The organism is Paraburkholderia sp. BR10872 (assembly GCF_040965835.1).
Classification (GTDB): domain Bacteria; phylum Pseudomonadota; class Gammaproteobacteria; order Burkholderiales; family Burkholderiaceae; genus Paraburkholderia; species Paraburkholderia nodosa_A.
Map to the genome: position 1 here is coordinate 94,756 of NZ_JBFRCN010000026.1, position 16,908 is coordinate 111,663.

Consider the following 16,908-nt stretch of genomic DNA (forward strand, 5'->3'; position numbering starts at 1 on the left):
TCACCGTCCGAGTATGAGTGAAACGTTGCTGCCGCCAAACGCGAAAGAGTTGCTCATCACGTATTGGCGCACGCCGTTGCGCGGCAAATGCCGCACGCCTTCGATCAGGTCGAGCGCGGGCAGCGCCGGGTCGGCTTGTCCGTCCCACAGATGGCGCGGCAGCGCGACGTCGTCGCGAGCGAGCGCGAGCCATGCCAGGCCCAGTTCGCTCGCGCCCGCCGCGCCGAGCGTATGGCCCGTGAGCGGCTTCGTGCCGCTCGCGGCCACGCCGTCGGGGAACACGCGCGCCATCAGATGCGCTTCCATCTGGTCGTTCTTGATCGTGGCCGTTGCGTGCAGGTTGACGTAGCCGATCGCGGCCGCGCCGATGCCCGCGTCGGCGAGGGCCGCGCGCAATGCAAGTTCGCCGCCCGTGCCCTGCGGGTCGGGCGCGGAAATATGGTGGGCGTCGCTCGACTCGCCCGCGCCCGCGAGCATCACCGGCCCTTCCTCGCGGGTCATCAGGAACACCGCCGCGCCTTCGCCGATGTTGATGCCGCGACGCTGCGCGCTCATCGGATTGGTTCGCACGGGGCTGGTCGATTCGAGCGAGGCGAAGCCTTGCAGCGTGAGTTCGCAAAGCGAATCGACGCCGCCCACGACGACGGCATCGCAAAGGTTCGCCCGCAGCAGACGGCGTGCGGCGGCGAACGCCTTGGCGCTCGACGTGCACGCCGTGGAGATCGTGTACGCCGGGCCGCGCAGATCGAGCGCCGCGGCGGCGAACGGCGCGGCCGTGCCGATCTCCATCTGGCGGTAATCGAACGTCGAAGCGGCTTCTTGATGCGCAGGCTGCGTGAACATCGTTTCCGCGGCGCTGATGCCCGACGTGCTCGTACCCAGCACGACGCCGATACGGCCCGCGCCAAAGCGTTCGCGCGCGGCTTCGATGGCGCTGCGGATCTGTGCCAGTGCAGCGAGCAGAAGCCGGTTGTTGCGGCAGTCGTAGCAGGCGAGCGATGCGGGCGGCGCGATGTCGAGCGGCGCCTTCACGCTGCCCGCGAACGCCGTACCGGTGCGTGTCGCGATCGGCCCCATGCCGGGCGCCTCGCCGCGCGCGAGCGCTGCGACGATCGCAGGTACGTCGTCGCCGAGCGCGTTGACCATGCCGAGCGCATGCAAATAGACAGGGAGCGCCATCAGGCCTTTCTCCGTTGATTCGTGGGCATGCCGCTTGTTCCGCTTATGCCGATAGGCGCGAGCATGACGGACACCATGATGCCGAGCGACAGGGTGGCGCCGAAGCTCTTGAGCGCGGGCATGGAACTCATGCCGAGCATGCCGAACGAGAGCAGCGTGGTCGCGGCGGACAGCAGCACCCCCGTCCATACGGCGCCGCGATCGGTGGCAGCGCGCATCGCGCCTTCGCGCAGAAAGACGGCATAGTTCGCACCCACGCCGAGCACGAGCATCAGCGCCAGCATGTTGAAGAGATTGATGCGCACGTGCGCATAGCCGAACGCTGCGAGCGTGACGCCGATGGCGAGCCATACCGGAAGCGCGACCGCGATCGCCCCGCGCCAGCCATAGCGGAACATCAGCAGCGCGAGCACGAGCGTGAGCGCGCCCGCGAGCCAGATCGCGCCGTCCTGTCGATACACGCCGAAGAGCCGCGACACGCTCGCCGCCTTGTCGACGAAGCTCACGCCGGGCAACGCGTGCGCGACGTCGAGCAGCGCAGGCGCGTTCGCAGCGGACACACCCTGCGGAATCACGATCGCCGCGAATGCACCGGGCGTGCTCGCGGAACGGCCGAGCCACAAGTGGCGGAACGGCTGCGACCAGGGTTCGGCAAGCCAGTCGTCCACGTGCAGCATGGAAGCGCGCGAGTGCGCCCAGGCATCGAGCCACGTTTGCGCCACCTCGTCACGAAAGCCCGCTGCGCCCAGCAGCGAGCGCAAGGCGGCGGGATCGGCGAACACATGCGCGCCGAGCAGTGCGCGATCGGCCCGCTGCCGCGCTTCGGACGGCACGAACGATGTCACCGATTGCCAGCCGCTCAGCGCGGACGCGCCCGTGAGCGTGCCGAGCCGCGCGCACAACGCGTCGGTGCGCTCGAGCACGGCCTCGGGCGACGCGCCGCGCACGACGAAGAACTGCGCGCTGTTGTCGGCCCCCACCGCGCTAGACACCACGCGCTCCTGCGCGACGAGCGCCGGATCCCGTTGGATCAGTAGATGAATGTCGTCATCGCTGCGCAGTTGCAGCCAGCCCGGCACGGCGATGACAACGAGCGCCAGCGCGACGCCCCACGCGCGACGGCCGCCGATCAGCGCCTGCCATTTCGCGAGCGAGGCCGCGGCCACCGCGAAGAGCGTATGCGGACTGCGGCGCGCGGGCTGCGTCAAGAGGCTCGGCAGCAGCCAGACAACAGAAGCGAAAGCCGTGAAGATGCCGACGATGGCGAAGCACGCGATCTGCCTGAGCGCCGGAAACGGCGCGAACGTCAGAATGGCGTAGCCAAGCAGGCTCGTGCTGAGCGCCACCGTGAGCGCGGGCAGCACCTCCCGCGCGCCGCGCCGCGAATCCCAGCCGTGCCGCGTGCCGAGGTACACGACGAAGTACTGAATGGAGTAATCGACCGCCTCGCCGATCAGGCTCGCGCCGAACACCAGCGTCAGCAGATGCAGCTTGCCGAAGACGAGCATCGTGGCCGCGAGCGCGCAGACGATGCCGAGCGCGGTGGAAACGAAACCGAGCAGGATCAGCCGAGGCGAGCGGAAGATCCAGAGCATGAGCAGCGCGATGCCCACGGCCGAAACGATGCCGATCACATGGACGTCGCGCTCCGAGGCGCGCCGCGCAGACTCGGCATAGAACACGGCGCCCGTGCGCGCGACCGTGACGTCGGGCCACGACGTCTTGAGCGCCGCTTCGCCGTTTGCGACGGCAAGCAGCACGCCCCGTTGAACGTCGGATTCGTAGGCAGACCCAGGCAGCGTGCCGATCACGAGCACGCTCGTGGTGTCGCCGCGATGCGCAACGAGGAAACCGTCCTCGATGGTGAGATTCGATGCCGCGAGCGGCAGCCCTGCGAGCCAGTGCTGAAGCCAGCCGAACGGATCGTCGGCGAGCGACGTTGCGAGACCCGCGTTCGGCAGGCCATAGAGGCGCTCGGCGAGCGCGCCGCGCAGCGTTTCTGTGCTCCCCGAGGCAGTCGCGCGGTCTTGCGCGGTCAGCAGGCCAAAGCGGTATGGCAGGTAGAAACGCGTAATGCGGCCGAGATCGAATGGCGGAACTTGTGCCGTCACCGAGGCGAACGCGTGGCTCGCGCTCAGCACCGCGCCCAGTTGGCCCGCTGCCGCTTTCGCGTGCGCCGCGTCGCTGCTCGACACGAGCAGCACGGCGCGGTTGCCGAGCGCGCTCGCGAGTTGGTCCACGGCCTCTTCGGCCACGGAGTCGGCCTCGGTTGCCGGCAGCAGTGCGAGCAGGTTCGTCTGCAGGGGCGTCGGCCCCGCAAAGCGCCAGGCGCAATACAACGCCGCCGCGAGCGCCAGCAGCACCCACGCGGCTCGCAGTGTCCACTGCCGCCTCGGCTGGGTTGCGGTGCGAAGCTCCGAGGAACTCACTATGGCGTTCCGAAAAGTTTCTGGTCGGCGGGCAAGAGTTCGGACACCTGCGCGCTGCCGCTAAAGTCATACTGCGTGACGTCGCCGTTGGCGAACGTGATGCGCAAGCTGTGCAGGAAGTCGCCGCCTTCCATCTCGATGCCGCGCAGCGCCTGCGCGATCTGCGGCTGGCGCGGCACGAGGCGCATCTGCCATTGCGAAGGCGTGCCGCGCGCCGCTACGTCGAATTGCGAGTACAACCCGCTCAGGTCGCCGCCGAGCATCGCCCGCATCATCTTCGCAATCTCTGCCGCACCGCGCGCGCCCTGCGCGCCGCCGTTCCGGGTGCGCTGATCGGGTTGACCGTTGGCATCGATCACGGTGACACCGCTGTCGCGCATGACCCACGTTTTCCTGTACGGCGTTTCGACCTGCCAGATCACGCCGCGCTCGCGAAAGAACAGCAGCGAGCCCGTGCTGACGAGCGGGGCTTTCATCGCGGCAAGCGTCTGCGTTTGCGTGAAATGCGCACGCACGCCGTTCGCGCGCGCAAGACGCGACGCGATCTGCGAGACGAGTGCCGCGTCGCCGGCGTCCGTGCTCAGGTTCACGGGCGCCGTCGCGGCCTGCGCCGGCATCCACATCGACTGAAGCGCAAGCAGTGCGGCCACCGCCGCGCATCGTTTCAACGCGCCCATGCACGCTCCAGCTTTTCGAACACGACAGGCGGCGAGACGAACTGCAGCTCCTGCGTGGCGGCGCTCACGGCGACCTGGATCGTGTAGCCCTTCGTGAGCCGCGTGCGCGATTCGCGATCGTAGACTTCGTAGCCGATTTTCAGGCGATTTTCGTACTCGAGCAGATGTGCGCAGACTTCGAGCTGCTGCCCATAAACGGCGGGCCGCACATACTTCAAATGCGCTTCGACCACGGGCCACACGTAGCCCGACGCCTGCATCTCGCGATAGTCGTAGTCGAACTTGCGCAGCAGCGCCGCGCGGCCGAATTCGAAATACTTCAGATAGTGGCCGTGCCAGCAGACATTCATCGCGTCCACGTCATGGAACGGCACTTCCACATTCGCGCTCGCGCTCAACATCGGCGCAACCTTGCGTGATTCGCTCATGGCCTGCCCTCCGCGTTCGGCCCGAGGAATTCGCCGGTTGCGATTCGCTCCGTCATGGCGCGCAGTTCGTGTTCGAGCGCGCGGTCCTCGTCGACGAATGGCGACGTCGCGGCCACGTCTTCCATGAATGCGGCAAGCGGCTCGGGAATGACGGTCTCGGCATTGCCGCGCAGTCGCAGTCGCGCGGCCTGCACGGTGGCGAGCGCATGGGCAGCCGCGACCTGCTCCGTGAGTTGCAGCACGCGCAAGCAGTCGCGCGCCGCGATCGTCCCCATGCTCACCTTGTCCTGATTGTGTGCTTCCGTCGAGCGGGAAAACACGCTCGCGGGCATCGTGTGCTTGAGCGCCTCCGCCGTCCACGCCGACGACGAAATCTGCACGGCCTTGAAGCCGTGATTGATCGGCGCGCGCGCACTCGTCGCGCCCGTGAGGTTGCGCGGTAGGCCGTTGTTGAACTTGTCGTCGACGAGCAAGGCGAGCTGCCGGTCCATCAGGTCGGCAAGATTCGCCACGGCCGTCTTCAGGCCGTCCATGGCGAACGCAATATGGCCGCCGTAGAAGTTGCCGCCGTGCAGCACGCGCTCGCCGTCGGGATCGATCAGCGGATTGTCGTTGGCGCTGTTCAGTTCGTTCTCGATGTCGCGGCGCATCCACGTGAGCGCGTCGTTCGCGACGCCGATTACATGCGGCGCGCAACGGATCGAATAGCGGTCCTGCAATCGGTGGCCCGGCGTGTCCGGTCGGCCGGCCAGGTCAGCGCGGATCCAGGCCGCCGCTTCGCCCTGCCCGGCGTGCGGCTTGGCTTCGAAGATGAACGCGTCGAAATGCGCGGCTCGCCCGTCGAGCGCTACAGTTGCGAGCGCGGTGAGGCGCGCGGCGAGGCGCGAGAGCTGCGCCGCGCGCGTGACCGCGAGACAGGCGAGGCCCGTCATGACCGCCGTGCCGTTCATCAGCGCGAGGCCTTCCTTGGGCGCGAGCGTGAGCGGTTCGCGGCCAAGCGCGAACCACGCGTCGCGTGCCTCGCAGGGCGCGCCGCGAAACTGCACGCCGCGCTCGCCAACCAGCGCCGCTGCGACATACGAAAGCGGCGTGAGGTCGCCGCTTGCGCCCACCGAGCCTTCGGCGGGAATCCGCGGCAACACGCGATGATTGATGAGATCGGCGAGACGTTCGAGCAGCACCGGTCGCACGCCCGAAAGCCCGAACGCCAGCGAATTCAGACGCGCGGCGATCACGGCGAGCGCCGAGGCGTCGTCGAGATACTCGCCCATGCCGCAGCCGTGATAGCGCGTGAGCTGCAGCGGCAGGGCCTCGACGAGCGCCATCGGCACGTCGACGACGCAGGCGTCGCCGTAGCCCGTATTGACACCGTACACGGTCGCACCGGCTTCGAGATGGCGGCGCAAAAACTCCGCGCCGCGAGCGATGCGTTCGCGCCAGGCCGGGTCATCGTTGAGCCGCACGGCGGCGCCGCCACGCGCCACCGCCACGACGTCCTCGATCGTCAAATGGCGGCCGCCGAATACCACGGCATCCGCCTTGACTCCGGCATCCTTCAGGTCAGTCTCTGCCATTCGCTCCCCCACTGGGGCGCGCCCAGAAATCGTAGAAGTTGAACCATTGGTAAGGCGCCTTGCGGCAATAGTGTTCGAGGCGCGACGCGAAGCGCTGCGCCCATGCCGCAATATGCTCGGCGCGGCCACGCCGCGGCAGCTCGATACGCTCGGCAAACGGCTCGAAGTAAAGCCGGTAGCCCGTGCGCTCTTTCAGGCAGAACAACAGATAAACGGGGCACGCGAGCGCATGCGCCAATACATAGGGTCCCTGAGCAAACGCGGCGGTCTCGCCGAGGAATTGCGCCTCGGTGGTACGGCCCGTTTCGCGCGCAGGCGTGCGGTCGCCGACGATGACGAGCAGCTCGCCGCGCTCGATGCGCTCCTGCATCATCAGCGCCGTTTGCGGGCCGAAGTCGCTCACCGGCACGAGATGCTGCGCGAAATCGTGATGGGCGGTAGCCAGCACGCTGTTGAAGCGTTTCGCGTGCTCCGTGTAGACGATGGCCGTCACCTTCGTCTGCGCGCCGCGCACGGCCAGCGCCCGCGCCATCTCGAGGTTGCCGTGGTGCGAGCCGATCACGAGCGCGCCGCGGCCGCTCGCGATCAACGCGTCGAACGCGCGTGGGTCGTCGATCTCCACGTCGGCCGGACCGACGCGGCCCGTCCAGGCGGCCAGCTTGTCGAAGCCCGATTGCGCGAACGAGAGCATATGGCGGTAGGCCGTGAACCAGCCGGGGCGCGGCGTCTCGCGCTCCGGAGAACACTGCTGCAGCCGGTCGAAATAGCGCCGCGAGGCGTCCCGTGCGGGGCGGCCCGTCACGAGGAAGTACGCGACGATCGGATGCAGCCAAAGCGCGGTGAAGCGCCGCCCGAACAGGCCGCAACTCCAGGCGAGCAGCGCCATGCCGAGCCGGCTGCCGCGTTCGGCAGTGCGCCACCACGGGTCGTTGCCGTCGCCCGCAGCCGCCGTCCGTGCCAGAACCTGCGGCAGGACCTTATGCACGAGCAGCAGCGGCAGACGCGCGAGCATGCCTGCGACGAGCCGCGTATGGCTGCGGCTGATACGCACGTTGTCCCACAGCACGTCGAAATGCGAGACGCCATCGGCCGCGTAGGTGACGGCGGTCGGAATCGAGACGAACGCCACGCGCCGCCAGTGCAGGCGCACGAGAATCTCGATGTCGAAGTCCATGCGCTCGGGCAGCTTCACGCTGTCGATCAGCGCGCACGCGAGGTCGAGCGGATAGAGGCGAAAGCCGCACATCGAATCGCGAATCGTGAACGAGAGCGTCTCGATCCACACCCACACGTGGGTCAGATAGCGCCCATAGAGGCGCGCTTTCGGCACACTCTCGTCGTACACGGGCTGGCCGATCACGACCGCGCGCGGATTGGCCTGCGCGGCGGCGAGAAAGCGCGGGACGTCCGCGGCGTCGTGCTGGCCGTCGGCGTCGATCTGCAGCGCGTGCGTATAGCCGGCGTCGCGCGCGACGCGCAGCCCCGCCATCACCGCCGCGCCCTTGCCGCCGTTCACGGGCAGGCGCCGCAGCGTGAGCTTGCCGGCGTAGCGGCGCGCGAGGTCCGCCAGCACCTGCTGGGTGGCTTCGTCGCTGCCGTCGTCCACGACGATGAGCGGCAGGCCGTGGACCATCAGATTCGCCACGGTGCCGCCGATCGCGTCCTTGTGGTTGTAGATCGGAATGACGATACAGGCCGCGAGGCTCATGCGGGCTCCCTGTATACGAAAGCGCCGGACGCGCAGTCACGCTCGCCGACGCGCCACGCGAACGCTACGCGGCGGCGCACGGCGTCGTGCTTGAGCACGAGCTTGAGCAGCACGCCCGGCGGCACCGGCATGGTGAATTTCAGTTGATCGATCGAGGCGAGCGCGCGCACGCCGGGCACCCAGTCGCGCGCGAAACGCATCGCCCAGTCCACCTGCACGACGCCCGGCAAAATCGGCAGGCCCGGAAAGTGGCCCGCGAAATGAACGAGCGTGTGCGGCACGCGTAATTCGAATGCCCGCCCTTCTGCGTCGTCCCATTGAGCGAGCAGCTCGAACCCTTCTTCGCTGGCCGCGAACGCGCGGGCAACCGCTTGTGCCTGAACCTTGCCGCGCGAGTCGGCTGGCAGCGCGCGATGAATGCGCCAGTGGCGCGGCAGAACGACAGTGTCGAACCAGGCGGCGAGATGGCGGCGCAATGCTTTCAGGAGCAGAACGCGGCCGTCGCGACGCAGCGTTTCGCGGCCCTCTGCGGTGAGCACCACGAGCGCGCCGATGCGCTCGCGCGAGCCGCCTTCGAGCAGTACCGCCCTCACTTCGGCAACGCCGGGATGCAGCAGCAGTTTGCTCTCCATCTCGCTGAGCGACACACGCTTGCCGTCGAGCTTGACCACGCGGTCGAGCCGCCCTTGCAGCACGAAGCGGCCGTATTCATCGAACGCGGCCTTGTCGTCGGTGCGATGCCAGCCGTCGTGGCCGAGGTGCGGCGAGCGCACTTCGAGCGCGCCGCCCTCTTCCGCTGCGGCCGCGCGCACGGCGATGCCCGGCATGGGCGTCCACGCTTGCGCTTCGGTTTGTCTGCGCCAGGCGATGCCGCCCGTTTCCGTACTGCCGTAGATCTCCAGCGGCGCGGCGCCGAACGTGGCGGCATATTGCTTCGCCGTGTCGAGCGGCAGCGGGCCGCCCGACGAGAAAAACGCGCGCGGCTGCGCAGCGAGCGTCGCGAACCCCGGCAGATCGGGCCAGCGCGAGAGCTGTGCAGGCGTCGAGACGACGACAGTCGCGGCACATTGCGCCGAACATTCGGCGATACGCGCCTGCAATTGAGCGGGGTCGGCACAGGTCGCGCGGGCGAACGGCCTGCCCGCGGCCAGCGGCCAGAAGACGCGGAACAGTAACCCGTAAATGTGGTGATGCGGCACGCTCGCGAGCACGGCCGCGTCGCCCAGCAGCGTGCCCCACGCGGCTTCGAGCGTATGCACTTCCGCGTCGAACTGCGCGAGCGTCTTGTGTACGGGCTTCGGCGTGCCGCTGCTGCCCGACGTGAAGAGCGTGAGCAATGCGTTCGCGTCGATCGCCATGCCGGGCTCGACGGGTTGAACCGCAGGGGTATCGGCACACCAGGCGGCAAGCTCGTTTTCGTCGAGCACCGCGTCGTACGCGTCGCTCAGTTCGGCGAGATAGCCCGGCGTCGCGTTCGCCGGAATCACGGGCACCTTGCCGGCCGCAAGCAGCCCGAACAAAGCGCAGGCGAACAGATACGGGTCGTCGCTCCAGAGCGCGAAGCGCAGGCCCGGCCGCATGCGCAGGCGCTCAGCGATGCCAAGCGCATGCGCACGGAACGTATCGAAGTCCGTTACGGTCGCGCCATCGACGCAAACGGCGCTGCGCGGCTCGCGGCAACGCGCCACGAGAAGCTCGTGCAATGCGATCACACCGCCTCCCGTCGCGCAGCACGCGGCAGCATGATCCATTTGCGCCAGACGAACTCGCCGGCGAGCAGCGCACCGATGATCAGATAGGAGAGCATGCCGTTGTAGACCGACCAGGCGCGCGTGGGCCAGGCAAGCGCCGTCCAGGCAGAAAACGCACTGTTCAAAGCGAAGAAAATACACCAGAGCTGCGTGACGCGGTGCGTATAGCGCACGATGTGCGCGGGCGGATCGGGATAGGTCAGGCGTGCGAATTTTTCGACCATCGACGGGCCCTTCACGAGGGTCGCGCCGAAGGCGACGAGCAGCCCGATATTCACGAGCGAAGGATACAGGCGCATGAGCCGTTCGCTATTGGTGATGACGATCGCCACCGAGGCGACATTGAGCATGACGGCAACGGCCCAGTCCACCGGCGTGAGCTTGCGCAGCGTTGCGGCGAGCGCGCCCGTGCCGGCCACGCGCTGCATCCAGAGCAGAACGAGCAGCAGCAAGCCCACGAAGCGCGGCGAATCCCAGCGCCACGCGCAGAGGATCACGACCGGGTAGGCGAGACTGGCCAGCAACCGCCACTTGCTGCGTGCCCGGCCAGCTGCTGCGTCGCTTTCACCTGCACCGGCAGGCTCAGCCGCGCCGTGCCCGCGAAGAACCGTCACGAATCGCCTCAAGCCTGGGTCACGAGCAGCGTCTCGACCGCGACGATCACGTCGCCCACGGTGCGCACCTGCTTGAACTCTTCCGGCTTGATGCGGCGGCCCGTCATTTCCTGGAGCTTGATGGCCAGATCGACGGCATCGATGCTGTCCAGATCCAGTTCCTCGAACAGGTGCGCCTCCGGCGTGACGCGCGCCGGATCGATATCGAAGTTCTCGTGAAAGATCTCGCGGATACGGTCGAGAATTTCAGCTTCGTTCATGATTCAATCCCCTTTCCCTGCAGTGGCTTCCAGCGCCTCGTTTTCGTTTGTGTGCCCCGCGACGAGCGCCGCGAGCGTGTTGATCGACCGGAAGTAGCCGCGCACGTTTTCGTCGTCGGCGTTGATGGTCAGTTGATAGCGCTGGCGCAGCACGATGCCGATCTCCAGTGCGTCGATCGAGTCGAGCCCCACGCCGTCGGTGTCGAACAGCGGCGCGTCGTCGTCGATATCGGCGGGCGTGAGATGCTCGAGATCGAGCGCCTCGATCAGGAGCCGCTTAATTTCCAGTTTTAAAGTATCCATAGTCAAACAGGTGCTGTGTGATTTGCGCCTCGATGGTGCGCGTAACGTTGCGCGCGGCGAGTGCGGAAGGCATGTCGCGCGGCGCGAGCGGCTGGACGCCGATGGGCGCCAGCACGTTCACGCTCATGCGGAAGGGCCGCTGCGGAACGTGATACCAGCGCATCTGCTTGGTGAAGGCGGGCGGATCGCAGTGCATGAGTACAGGCAGAACCGGCGCGCCGGCCTCGAGCGCCGTATGCGCGAAGCCGCGCGAGAACGCATGCAGGCGATTCGGCGCGGGGCTGCGTGAGCCTTCGGGAAAAATGATCATGCTGTAGCCGTTCGCGAGCTGGCGCGCGCAGTCCTGCACGAAGCCTGTGGGATCGGCGTTGCTCACGTACTCGGCCGCGCGCACGATGCCCCAGAAGCACGGGTTGCGCCAGTGCGCGTTCTTCACGACGCAACAGGCCGAAGGCGTGAGCGCGAGCAGCACCACCACGTCGAGATAGGTGGGATGGTTCGCGACAACGATGGCGGGTGCGCCCGAGCGCAGCGCGTTTGCGCCGGCCACGTCGAGCTTCATGACGCCCGCGCGCTGCAAGGCGGCCACGAGCGAGCGGAAAAACCAGTGAATGACCGTGGTGACCGCGCGTTGCCGCGAAGCGCGATGCGGCCAGACCGCTGCGAGCGGAAATACGATCACCGAGAAGAGCAGCCCGCACGCGCCGAAAAACGCGAGACTGAAGCCGGTGGCGAAGAGCCGCCAGCCATAATCAAGCCGAGCCGACATGCCAGCTCCATTGCCATGTGCCGCCGCTGCCCTGCCACGCGGCGCTTTCGCCGCCGCTCAAGCAGTGATGCAGCGCTTCACTTTGCGTAGCGAATTGGCGTGCCTGTGCTGCCGAGCCCGGCTTGTTTTCCGCGATGGAGCACGCGAGCCGGCCTTGCGGCGCCTCGCTCGCATCGAGCAGCAACGCGAACGCGCCGCGCTGCACTTCCTGCTCGACCGTGCCGTAGCGCGCGTCGGCGGGTTCGTCGGCGTAGACGACCAGGACCGGGCTTTCGGGGTCTTCCGTATGCAGCGCATGGCCTTCGAGCAGCGCGTAGCCCAGCGTCTGTGCCCCTGCCGAGAGGGCCGTAGCCGGCGAACGGTCGCCCCGCACGATGCCGAACAGCCCCGTCATCGCATTGAGCACGGAAAGGCTGAAGGCGTTCGGTGAAACGGGCTTGTTTGCCTCGATGTCGCGCAGAATGTCCGTTGTGCGGCGCAACTCGCCGTGCCGTGATGCGAAGACCAGGCGCGGCCTGGTTTGCGCATCGACGCAGTCGCCCGCCACCTTCAGCGCCATCCGCGAAAGCGCGCTCAGGCGGCGGCGCATCATCGGATCGACGAACGCAACCTCAGGCACACTTTCCGATGCGGAAGACCAGAAGGACCAGCGCGCCACGGGCATGGTCCACGACAAATCAGGCATAGGGGTTGATAACGGCGGCCGCAGCGTGCGGGCTCTCGACCCCGGACGGCGTGTGTTTATTCTTCCTCGGCCCGTAAATTTTCTGGGCAGAGTTCTCGTGCGTACTTTAACGGCGGGAATCGCGAGTTATTTAGGGTGGAGCACGAAATATTTTGAAATGATTTGTTACGCATCAAGAGATGCATTGAAATCAATCATTTAGGCGCGCGACATAAGCACGCATTTGGACACAGCAGATGCCGCTCTCAGCATGACGAATATCGGCCGATGGTTTAGCGCATCGAACCCGGCTGAAATAGGCATATATCGGCGCAAGCCGTAGAATGCGGACGCCGCGGGACAGTTTTCGTCACTGGCTGCCATAACGCCCTACAGTTTGCTTTCAATCATCCGAACACCCTATTCCCCAGTCGCTCCCATGCTTTCCATTTCCACCATCGGGCTGATGGTCTCGGGCTCTGCGATCGTGCTGCTCATGCCGGGGCCGACCAACACGCTGCTCGCTGCCGCCGGGTTGCGGCAGGGCCTGCGCCGCTCCGCGCATCTGACCGCAGCCGAACTGGCCGGCTACCTGGTGTCGATTACAGTCTGGGGGCTTTGCTTCACCCATGCATCGCATTCGCTGGGCTGGCTGCCGAAGGTGCTGCGTGTGGCCAGCAGCCTCTATCTGGCGTGGCTCGCCTTGCGCCTCTGGTTCACGGCCAACTCGATCGAAACCTCGGCCAGGGGCGTAGTGAGCACGCGCACGCTGTTCAGCGCCACGGTGCTCAATCCCAAGGCCATTTTGTTCGCGGGCTCGATTTTCCCGCCCGCGGCGTTCGCGAGCGTCATCACGTGGTTCCAGGCCATGGCGATCTTCGCGGTCTTGCTGATTCCCATCGGCCTGACGTGGATCGCCATTGGCGCCGCGCCGCGCAACGGTCGTGCACCGTTCATTCGTCCCGCGTTCTTCCAGCGCTGCGCGTCCGTCGTGGTGGGCGCCTTCTCCGTGTCGCTCATGTGGGCGCTCGCGCACTGACGCTATCGCGTCATTCCCGGGCTCGAGCGGCTTGCGGCGGAACGAGTTCGGCAACGCTGAACCAGCGGCTGCCAGGCGTGCCAGCCAGGCGCTGCAGCGCCTCGGCGTCTTTCACGCCGCATTCCACCGGAAAGGACTTCGCTGAGTAAGCGGCTAGCCAGAGGGTCCGCATCACGCCATCGGTGAACGCAACATACGGCACGGCGGCGCTCGCCGGGCAACTGACTTCCGCAAGCGGCACCGGATCTTCTTCGCCGAAACTGAAACCTTCGGCCGCCAGTTCGAAGCGCGGGTCGGCACGCCATATTTGCGGATTGCCGTCTGCGAGCCCGGCGTGCTCGCTGCGCGGGTCGGCACGCCAGTGCCTCAGGAAGCGCGCGCAGTCGACTTCGACCACGGCCCGTTCGTCGTTGCCGTAGTTTGAGCGGCTCACCGACATATACACATCGGTGACCGATGTGCGCACGCGAAAAAGCGCGGCACACTGCCCGTTCAACGCCCTAGCCTGCAGACCCAGATAACTCTCCATCTCCGCTCCCGTATCGCCGCAGCCCATGCTTGCCGGAGAAAAAAGCGGCGGATAGGAGGAACGCGACAGCCATAGGGGCAAAAACGACCTTCTTGTTGCTGGTGCAGGTTTGGCGCCGGGTTGGCGTATTCATTCTCTCGATACAGCGCGTGGGTTCTATGTGCGGCATGCCGATTGGTGGCTTACTTGCGCCATCAAGCCAGCGCCCCCGCACGACGCGCAAGATGCAGCGGGCGCACCACGACACGAGGAGAACGCGCATGCCCACCGAAGACCCGCAGCACCGCTACGTGCTCACGCTATCCTGCCCCGCCGCCGCGGGGCAGGTTGCCGCGGTCGCCGGCTTTCTCGACGCGCACCGCGGCTATATCGACGAGCTCACGGTATTCGACGACGACATCAGCACGCGCTTCTTCCTGCGCTGCGTCTTTCACGAGGTCGTGCAGCCCGGCGCGGGCGAGCGCTTCGATCTCGCGGGCCTGCGGGACGAGTTCGCGAGCGTCGCGCGCAAGCACGAAATGACCTGGGCCATTCACGACCTGCGGGTGCGTCCCAAAGTGCTCATCATGGTGTCCAAGCTCGAACACTGCCTCGCCGACCTGCTGTTTCGCTGGCGCATGGGCGAGCTGCAGATGGACATTGCGGGCATTGCCTCGAATCACCGCGATTTCGAGCCGCTCGCAAAACAGCATGACCTGCCGTTTCACTATCTCCCCGTCACGCCTGAAACGCGGCGTGAACAGGAAGCCGCCATCCTCGACTTGTTCGATTCGACCGGTTCGGAACTGCTGATTCTCGCGCGCTACATGCAGATTCTTTCAGACGAAACGAGTCGGAAGCTGGCCGGCCGCGCCATCAACATCCACCATTCCTTCCTGCCCGGCTTCAAGGGCGCGCGCCCGTATCACCAGGCGCACGTGCGCGGGGTCAAGCTGATCGGCGCGACGGCGCACTTCGTCACCGACGATCTCGACGAAGGCCCGATCATCGAGCAGGAAGTGCAGCGGGTGGACCACTCGCTGAACCCCGAGCGCCTGCTGGCCGTCGGCCGAGACGTGGAATGCGTGACGCTCGCGCGCGCCGTGCGCGTATTTCTCGAGCGCCGGGTCTTCATCAACGACGGCCGCACCGTCGTACTGTAAGCAAGCGTATGAGCGTTCACGCCGCCATGCTGTGGCGGCGCTGCGCCTGTGCCGCGAGCGCCGCGAACGCGCCCTCGCTCATCCTGCTCGCCACCCGCTCTGCATAGTCGTGATGCCGCTGCGCGAGCGGCGCGCCCACGCAACGCGCCTGCAGATAGCGCAGCAGCCCGATACGCCCGTGTCCGCGCGCCATGCTCTGCTCCAGCAGGGCGAGCGCGGCTTCGGCGTCGCCGTGACAGGCGCGTTTGTTGAGTTCGACGGTTGCGGTGCGCGGCATGACAGCAGGCCTCGTGGACGGGGGCAGCGTGGGGCGTGTGCCCGCTAGGGAGTTGACCAAAGCGGCGGCGCCGCCGCTAGAATGAACGCGCCAGAGCGGCGGAACCGCCCCGCCATGCTGCGTGTATTCCTTCAAAACTTCGCTTTTGCGAAGATCGATGGCGGAAATCGACAAGCGCCTCGGGGCCTTATCGGGGAAGCTTGGCTAAAACCGCATCGTCGCTTTCCTGTGCCTCCATGTCCGACACACTCGCCACCGCCGTTTCCATCGACGCCGCTTCCAAGGAGCGCATCCGTTTCGGCATCGTGCTGCTGCCGAACTTCACGCTGACCGCGTTCTCGGGTTTCGTCGACATGCTGCGTCTGTCTGCCGACGAAGGCGACTACAGCAAGCCCGTGCGCTGCTCGTGGCGCGTGATCGGCGAAACGCTCGCACCCGTGCGTGCGAGTTGCGGCATCCAGATCGCGCCTTGGGAAACCTTCGCCGAAGCCGAACCGGTCGACTATCTCGTGGTCGTGGGCGGACTGCTGCACTCCGGCCCGCACGCCAGCGAAGCGACGCTTCAGTACATCCGTCGCGCGGCCGGCGGCGAGACGACAGTCGTCGGGATCTGCACAGGCGTTTTCGCGCTCATGCGCGCCGGCGTGCTCGATGGTCACCGTATTTGCGTGAGCTGGTTCCACTATTGGGACTTCATCGAGCGCTTCCCCAACGTCAATGCCGATGCCATCGTCGCCGACCGTCTGTTCGCGATCGACCGGCGCCGCATTACCTGCTCGGGCGGCCGCGCGTCGATCGACGTCGCCGCTGCCATTTTGCTGCGCCACTTCGATCATGCGACTGTGCAGAAGGCGCTGCGCATTTTGCTGGTCGGCGAAATGCAAAAGGGCAATGCGCCTCAGCCTCATCCGCCCGGTCTCGAGCCTGCCACGCACCCGAAGGTGAAGCGCGCCGTACTGTTGATGGAGCAGCAGGTTGGCCGCAACGTGCCGCTGGAAGAACTGGCCTGCAAGCTGAACCTCTCGCCGCGGCAACTCGAACGCCTTTTCAAGGCGGAGACGGGGAAGAGTCCGCGCGCGTTTGCCAATGCGTTGCGTCTGCGGACGGCCGCCTGGTTACTCACGAGTTCGGATCGCACCGTTGCTGATATTGCTTCTAGTTGCGGGTTTTCGGATGCTTCGCATCTTGGGCGTGAGTTTCGCAAGCAGTTCGGGGTGCCGCCGGTTATGTTTCGTGCGCAACGTAGTGGGCAGGATGCGGTGCAGTTGGCGGATCTCGATGCGCTATTGCAGGGGGGTGCTGCGCTTGCTGAGGTGGGTGTTAGTGGTTCGTTGCATTGACTTTTTTTGCCGGTTGGGCGCTTTTTTGGGCCTTTCCTTGTTTTCGCGTCGGTATGCATGCGTTGCCCCTGTGCGGGGCGGCACCTACTTTCTTTGCGGCGGTGTATGGACCGGAGACATGGGTAACAGGTGTGCGGGGACATGGGTAACACTTCGGGCGAGTGATTGGCCTGGAGCCGTTCATGCCCTGGAACCCGAGAAACACCATGAACCTGCGTCTGGAAT

17 protein-coding genes are annotated in these 16,908 nt (G+C 66.4%); 3 read left to right on the forward strand and 14 right to left on the reverse strand.

What is annotated here, in order from left to right:
* The 12 genes from AB4Y43_RS20995 to AB4Y43_RS21050 are packed head-to-tail and all read right to left on the reverse strand — an operon-like array spanning window position 1 to window position 12,377.
* Entirely contained in the window at window positions 1–1,182 is a 1,182-nt protein-coding gene (locus tag AB4Y43_RS20995; RefSeq protein WP_368728707.1) for a beta-ketoacyl-[acyl-carrier-protein] synthase family protein, read from the reverse strand.
* Window positions 1,179–3,608, reverse strand: coding sequence for an MMPL family transporter (locus AB4Y43_RS21000; RefSeq protein WP_368728696.1), 2,430 nt, complete (start codon window positions 3,606–3,608; stop codon window positions 1,179–1,181). Before AB4Y43_RS21000 ends, AB4Y43_RS20995 begins: the two co-directional genes overlap by 4 nt.
* Window positions 3,608–4,285 carry an outer membrane lipoprotein carrier protein LolA gene (locus AB4Y43_RS21005; RefSeq protein WP_368728697.1) on the reverse strand — a complete coding sequence of 226 codons (678 nt, stop codon included), beginning with the start codon at window positions 4,283–4,285 and terminating at the stop codon, window positions 3,608–3,610. The genes AB4Y43_RS21000 and AB4Y43_RS21005 overlap by 1 nt, the downstream gene beginning before the upstream one ends.
* Window positions 4,273–4,713, reverse strand: a complete 441-nt coding sequence (locus tag AB4Y43_RS21010) for an acyl-CoA thioesterase (RefSeq protein WP_368610389.1) — start codon at window positions 4,711–4,713, stop codon at window positions 4,273–4,275. The genes AB4Y43_RS21005 and AB4Y43_RS21010 overlap by 13 nt, the downstream gene beginning before the upstream one ends.
* Complete coding sequence (hutH, locus tag AB4Y43_RS21015; RefSeq protein ID WP_368728698.1) at window positions 4,710–6,287, reverse strand: histidine ammonia-lyase; 1,578 nt, start codon at window positions 6,285–6,287, stop codon at window positions 4,710–4,712. The genes AB4Y43_RS21010 and hutH overlap by 4 nt, the downstream gene beginning before the upstream one ends.
* Window positions 6,274–7,995 (reverse strand): glycosyltransferase, encoded by a 1,722-nt coding sequence (locus tag AB4Y43_RS21020; RefSeq protein ID WP_368619585.1) that lies wholly within the window; start codon window positions 7,993–7,995, stop codon window positions 6,274–6,276. The genes hutH and AB4Y43_RS21020 overlap by 14 nt, the downstream gene beginning before the upstream one ends.
* Window positions 7,992–9,707, reverse strand: coding sequence for an AMP-binding protein (locus AB4Y43_RS21025; RefSeq protein ID WP_368728699.1), 1,716 nt, complete (start codon window positions 9,705–9,707; stop codon window positions 7,992–7,994). Before AB4Y43_RS21025 ends, AB4Y43_RS21020 begins: the two co-directional genes overlap by 4 nt.
* Window positions 9,704–10,360, reverse strand: coding sequence for a hypothetical protein (locus tag AB4Y43_RS21030; protein ID WP_368728700.1), 657 nt, complete (start codon window positions 10,358–10,360; stop codon window positions 9,704–9,706). Before AB4Y43_RS21030 ends, AB4Y43_RS21025 begins: the two co-directional genes overlap by 4 nt.
* Window positions 10,361–10,368: 8 nt before the next feature.
* Entirely contained in the window at window positions 10,369–10,620 is a 252-nt protein-coding gene (locus AB4Y43_RS21035) for an acyl carrier protein (RefSeq protein ID WP_069267955.1), read from the reverse strand.
* A 3-nt stretch (window positions 10,621–10,623) separates the two neighbouring features.
* On the reverse strand, window positions 10,624–10,923 hold the full coding sequence (locus tag AB4Y43_RS21040) for a phosphopantetheine-binding protein (protein WP_069267954.1): 300 nt from the start codon (window positions 10,921–10,923) through the stop codon (window positions 10,624–10,626).
* Window positions 10,898–11,692 carry a lysophospholipid acyltransferase family protein gene (locus AB4Y43_RS21045; protein WP_368684826.1) on the reverse strand — a complete coding sequence of 265 codons (795 nt, stop codon included), beginning with the start codon at window positions 11,690–11,692 and terminating at the stop codon, window positions 10,898–10,900. Before AB4Y43_RS21045 ends, AB4Y43_RS21040 begins: the two co-directional genes overlap by 26 nt.
* Window positions 11,676–12,377 (reverse strand): beta-ketoacyl synthase chain length factor, encoded by a 702-nt coding sequence (locus tag AB4Y43_RS21050; RefSeq protein WP_368728701.1) that lies wholly within the window; start codon window positions 12,375–12,377, stop codon window positions 11,676–11,678. Before AB4Y43_RS21050 ends, AB4Y43_RS21045 begins: the two co-directional genes overlap by 17 nt.
* A 418-nt stretch (window positions 12,378–12,795) precedes the next feature.
* Between AB4Y43_RS21050 and AB4Y43_RS21055 the strand changes: the two genes are divergently transcribed.
* Entirely contained in the window at window positions 12,796–13,395 is a 600-nt protein-coding gene (locus AB4Y43_RS21055; protein WP_368728702.1) for a LysE family translocator, read from the forward strand.
* Between the two features lie 10 nt (window positions 13,396–13,405).
* Here AB4Y43_RS21055 and AB4Y43_RS21060 read toward each other — a convergent pair whose 3' ends face one another.
* Window positions 13,406–13,924, reverse strand: coding sequence for a hypothetical protein (locus AB4Y43_RS21060; RefSeq protein ID WP_368728703.1), 519 nt, complete (start codon window positions 13,922–13,924; stop codon window positions 13,406–13,408).
* Between the two features lie 260 nt (window positions 13,925–14,184).
* Here AB4Y43_RS21060 and purU point away from each other — a divergent pair, with 260 nt between their 5' ends.
* A complete protein-coding gene (purU, locus tag AB4Y43_RS21065) occupies window positions 14,185–15,066 on the forward strand; it encodes a formyltetrahydrofolate deformylase (protein WP_368728704.1) in 882 nt (293 codons plus the stop codon).
* Between the two features lie 16 nt (window positions 15,067–15,082).
* Here the strand turns inward: purU and AB4Y43_RS21070 are convergent, their stop codons facing one another.
* On the reverse strand, window positions 15,083–15,343 hold the full coding sequence (locus tag AB4Y43_RS21070) for a hypothetical protein (protein WP_368603515.1): 261 nt from the start codon (window positions 15,341–15,343) through the stop codon (window positions 15,083–15,085).
* A gap of 236 nt (window positions 15,344–15,579) precedes the next feature.
* On the opposite strand from AB4Y43_RS21070, the gene AB4Y43_RS21075 reads away from it, so the two are divergent.
* Window positions 15,580–16,683 carry a GlxA family transcriptional regulator gene (locus AB4Y43_RS21075; RefSeq protein WP_368728705.1) on the forward strand — a complete coding sequence of 368 codons (1,104 nt, stop codon included), beginning with the start codon at window positions 15,580–15,582 and terminating at the stop codon, window positions 16,681–16,683.
* The last annotated feature ends 225 nt before the right edge of the window (window positions 16,684–16,908 follow it).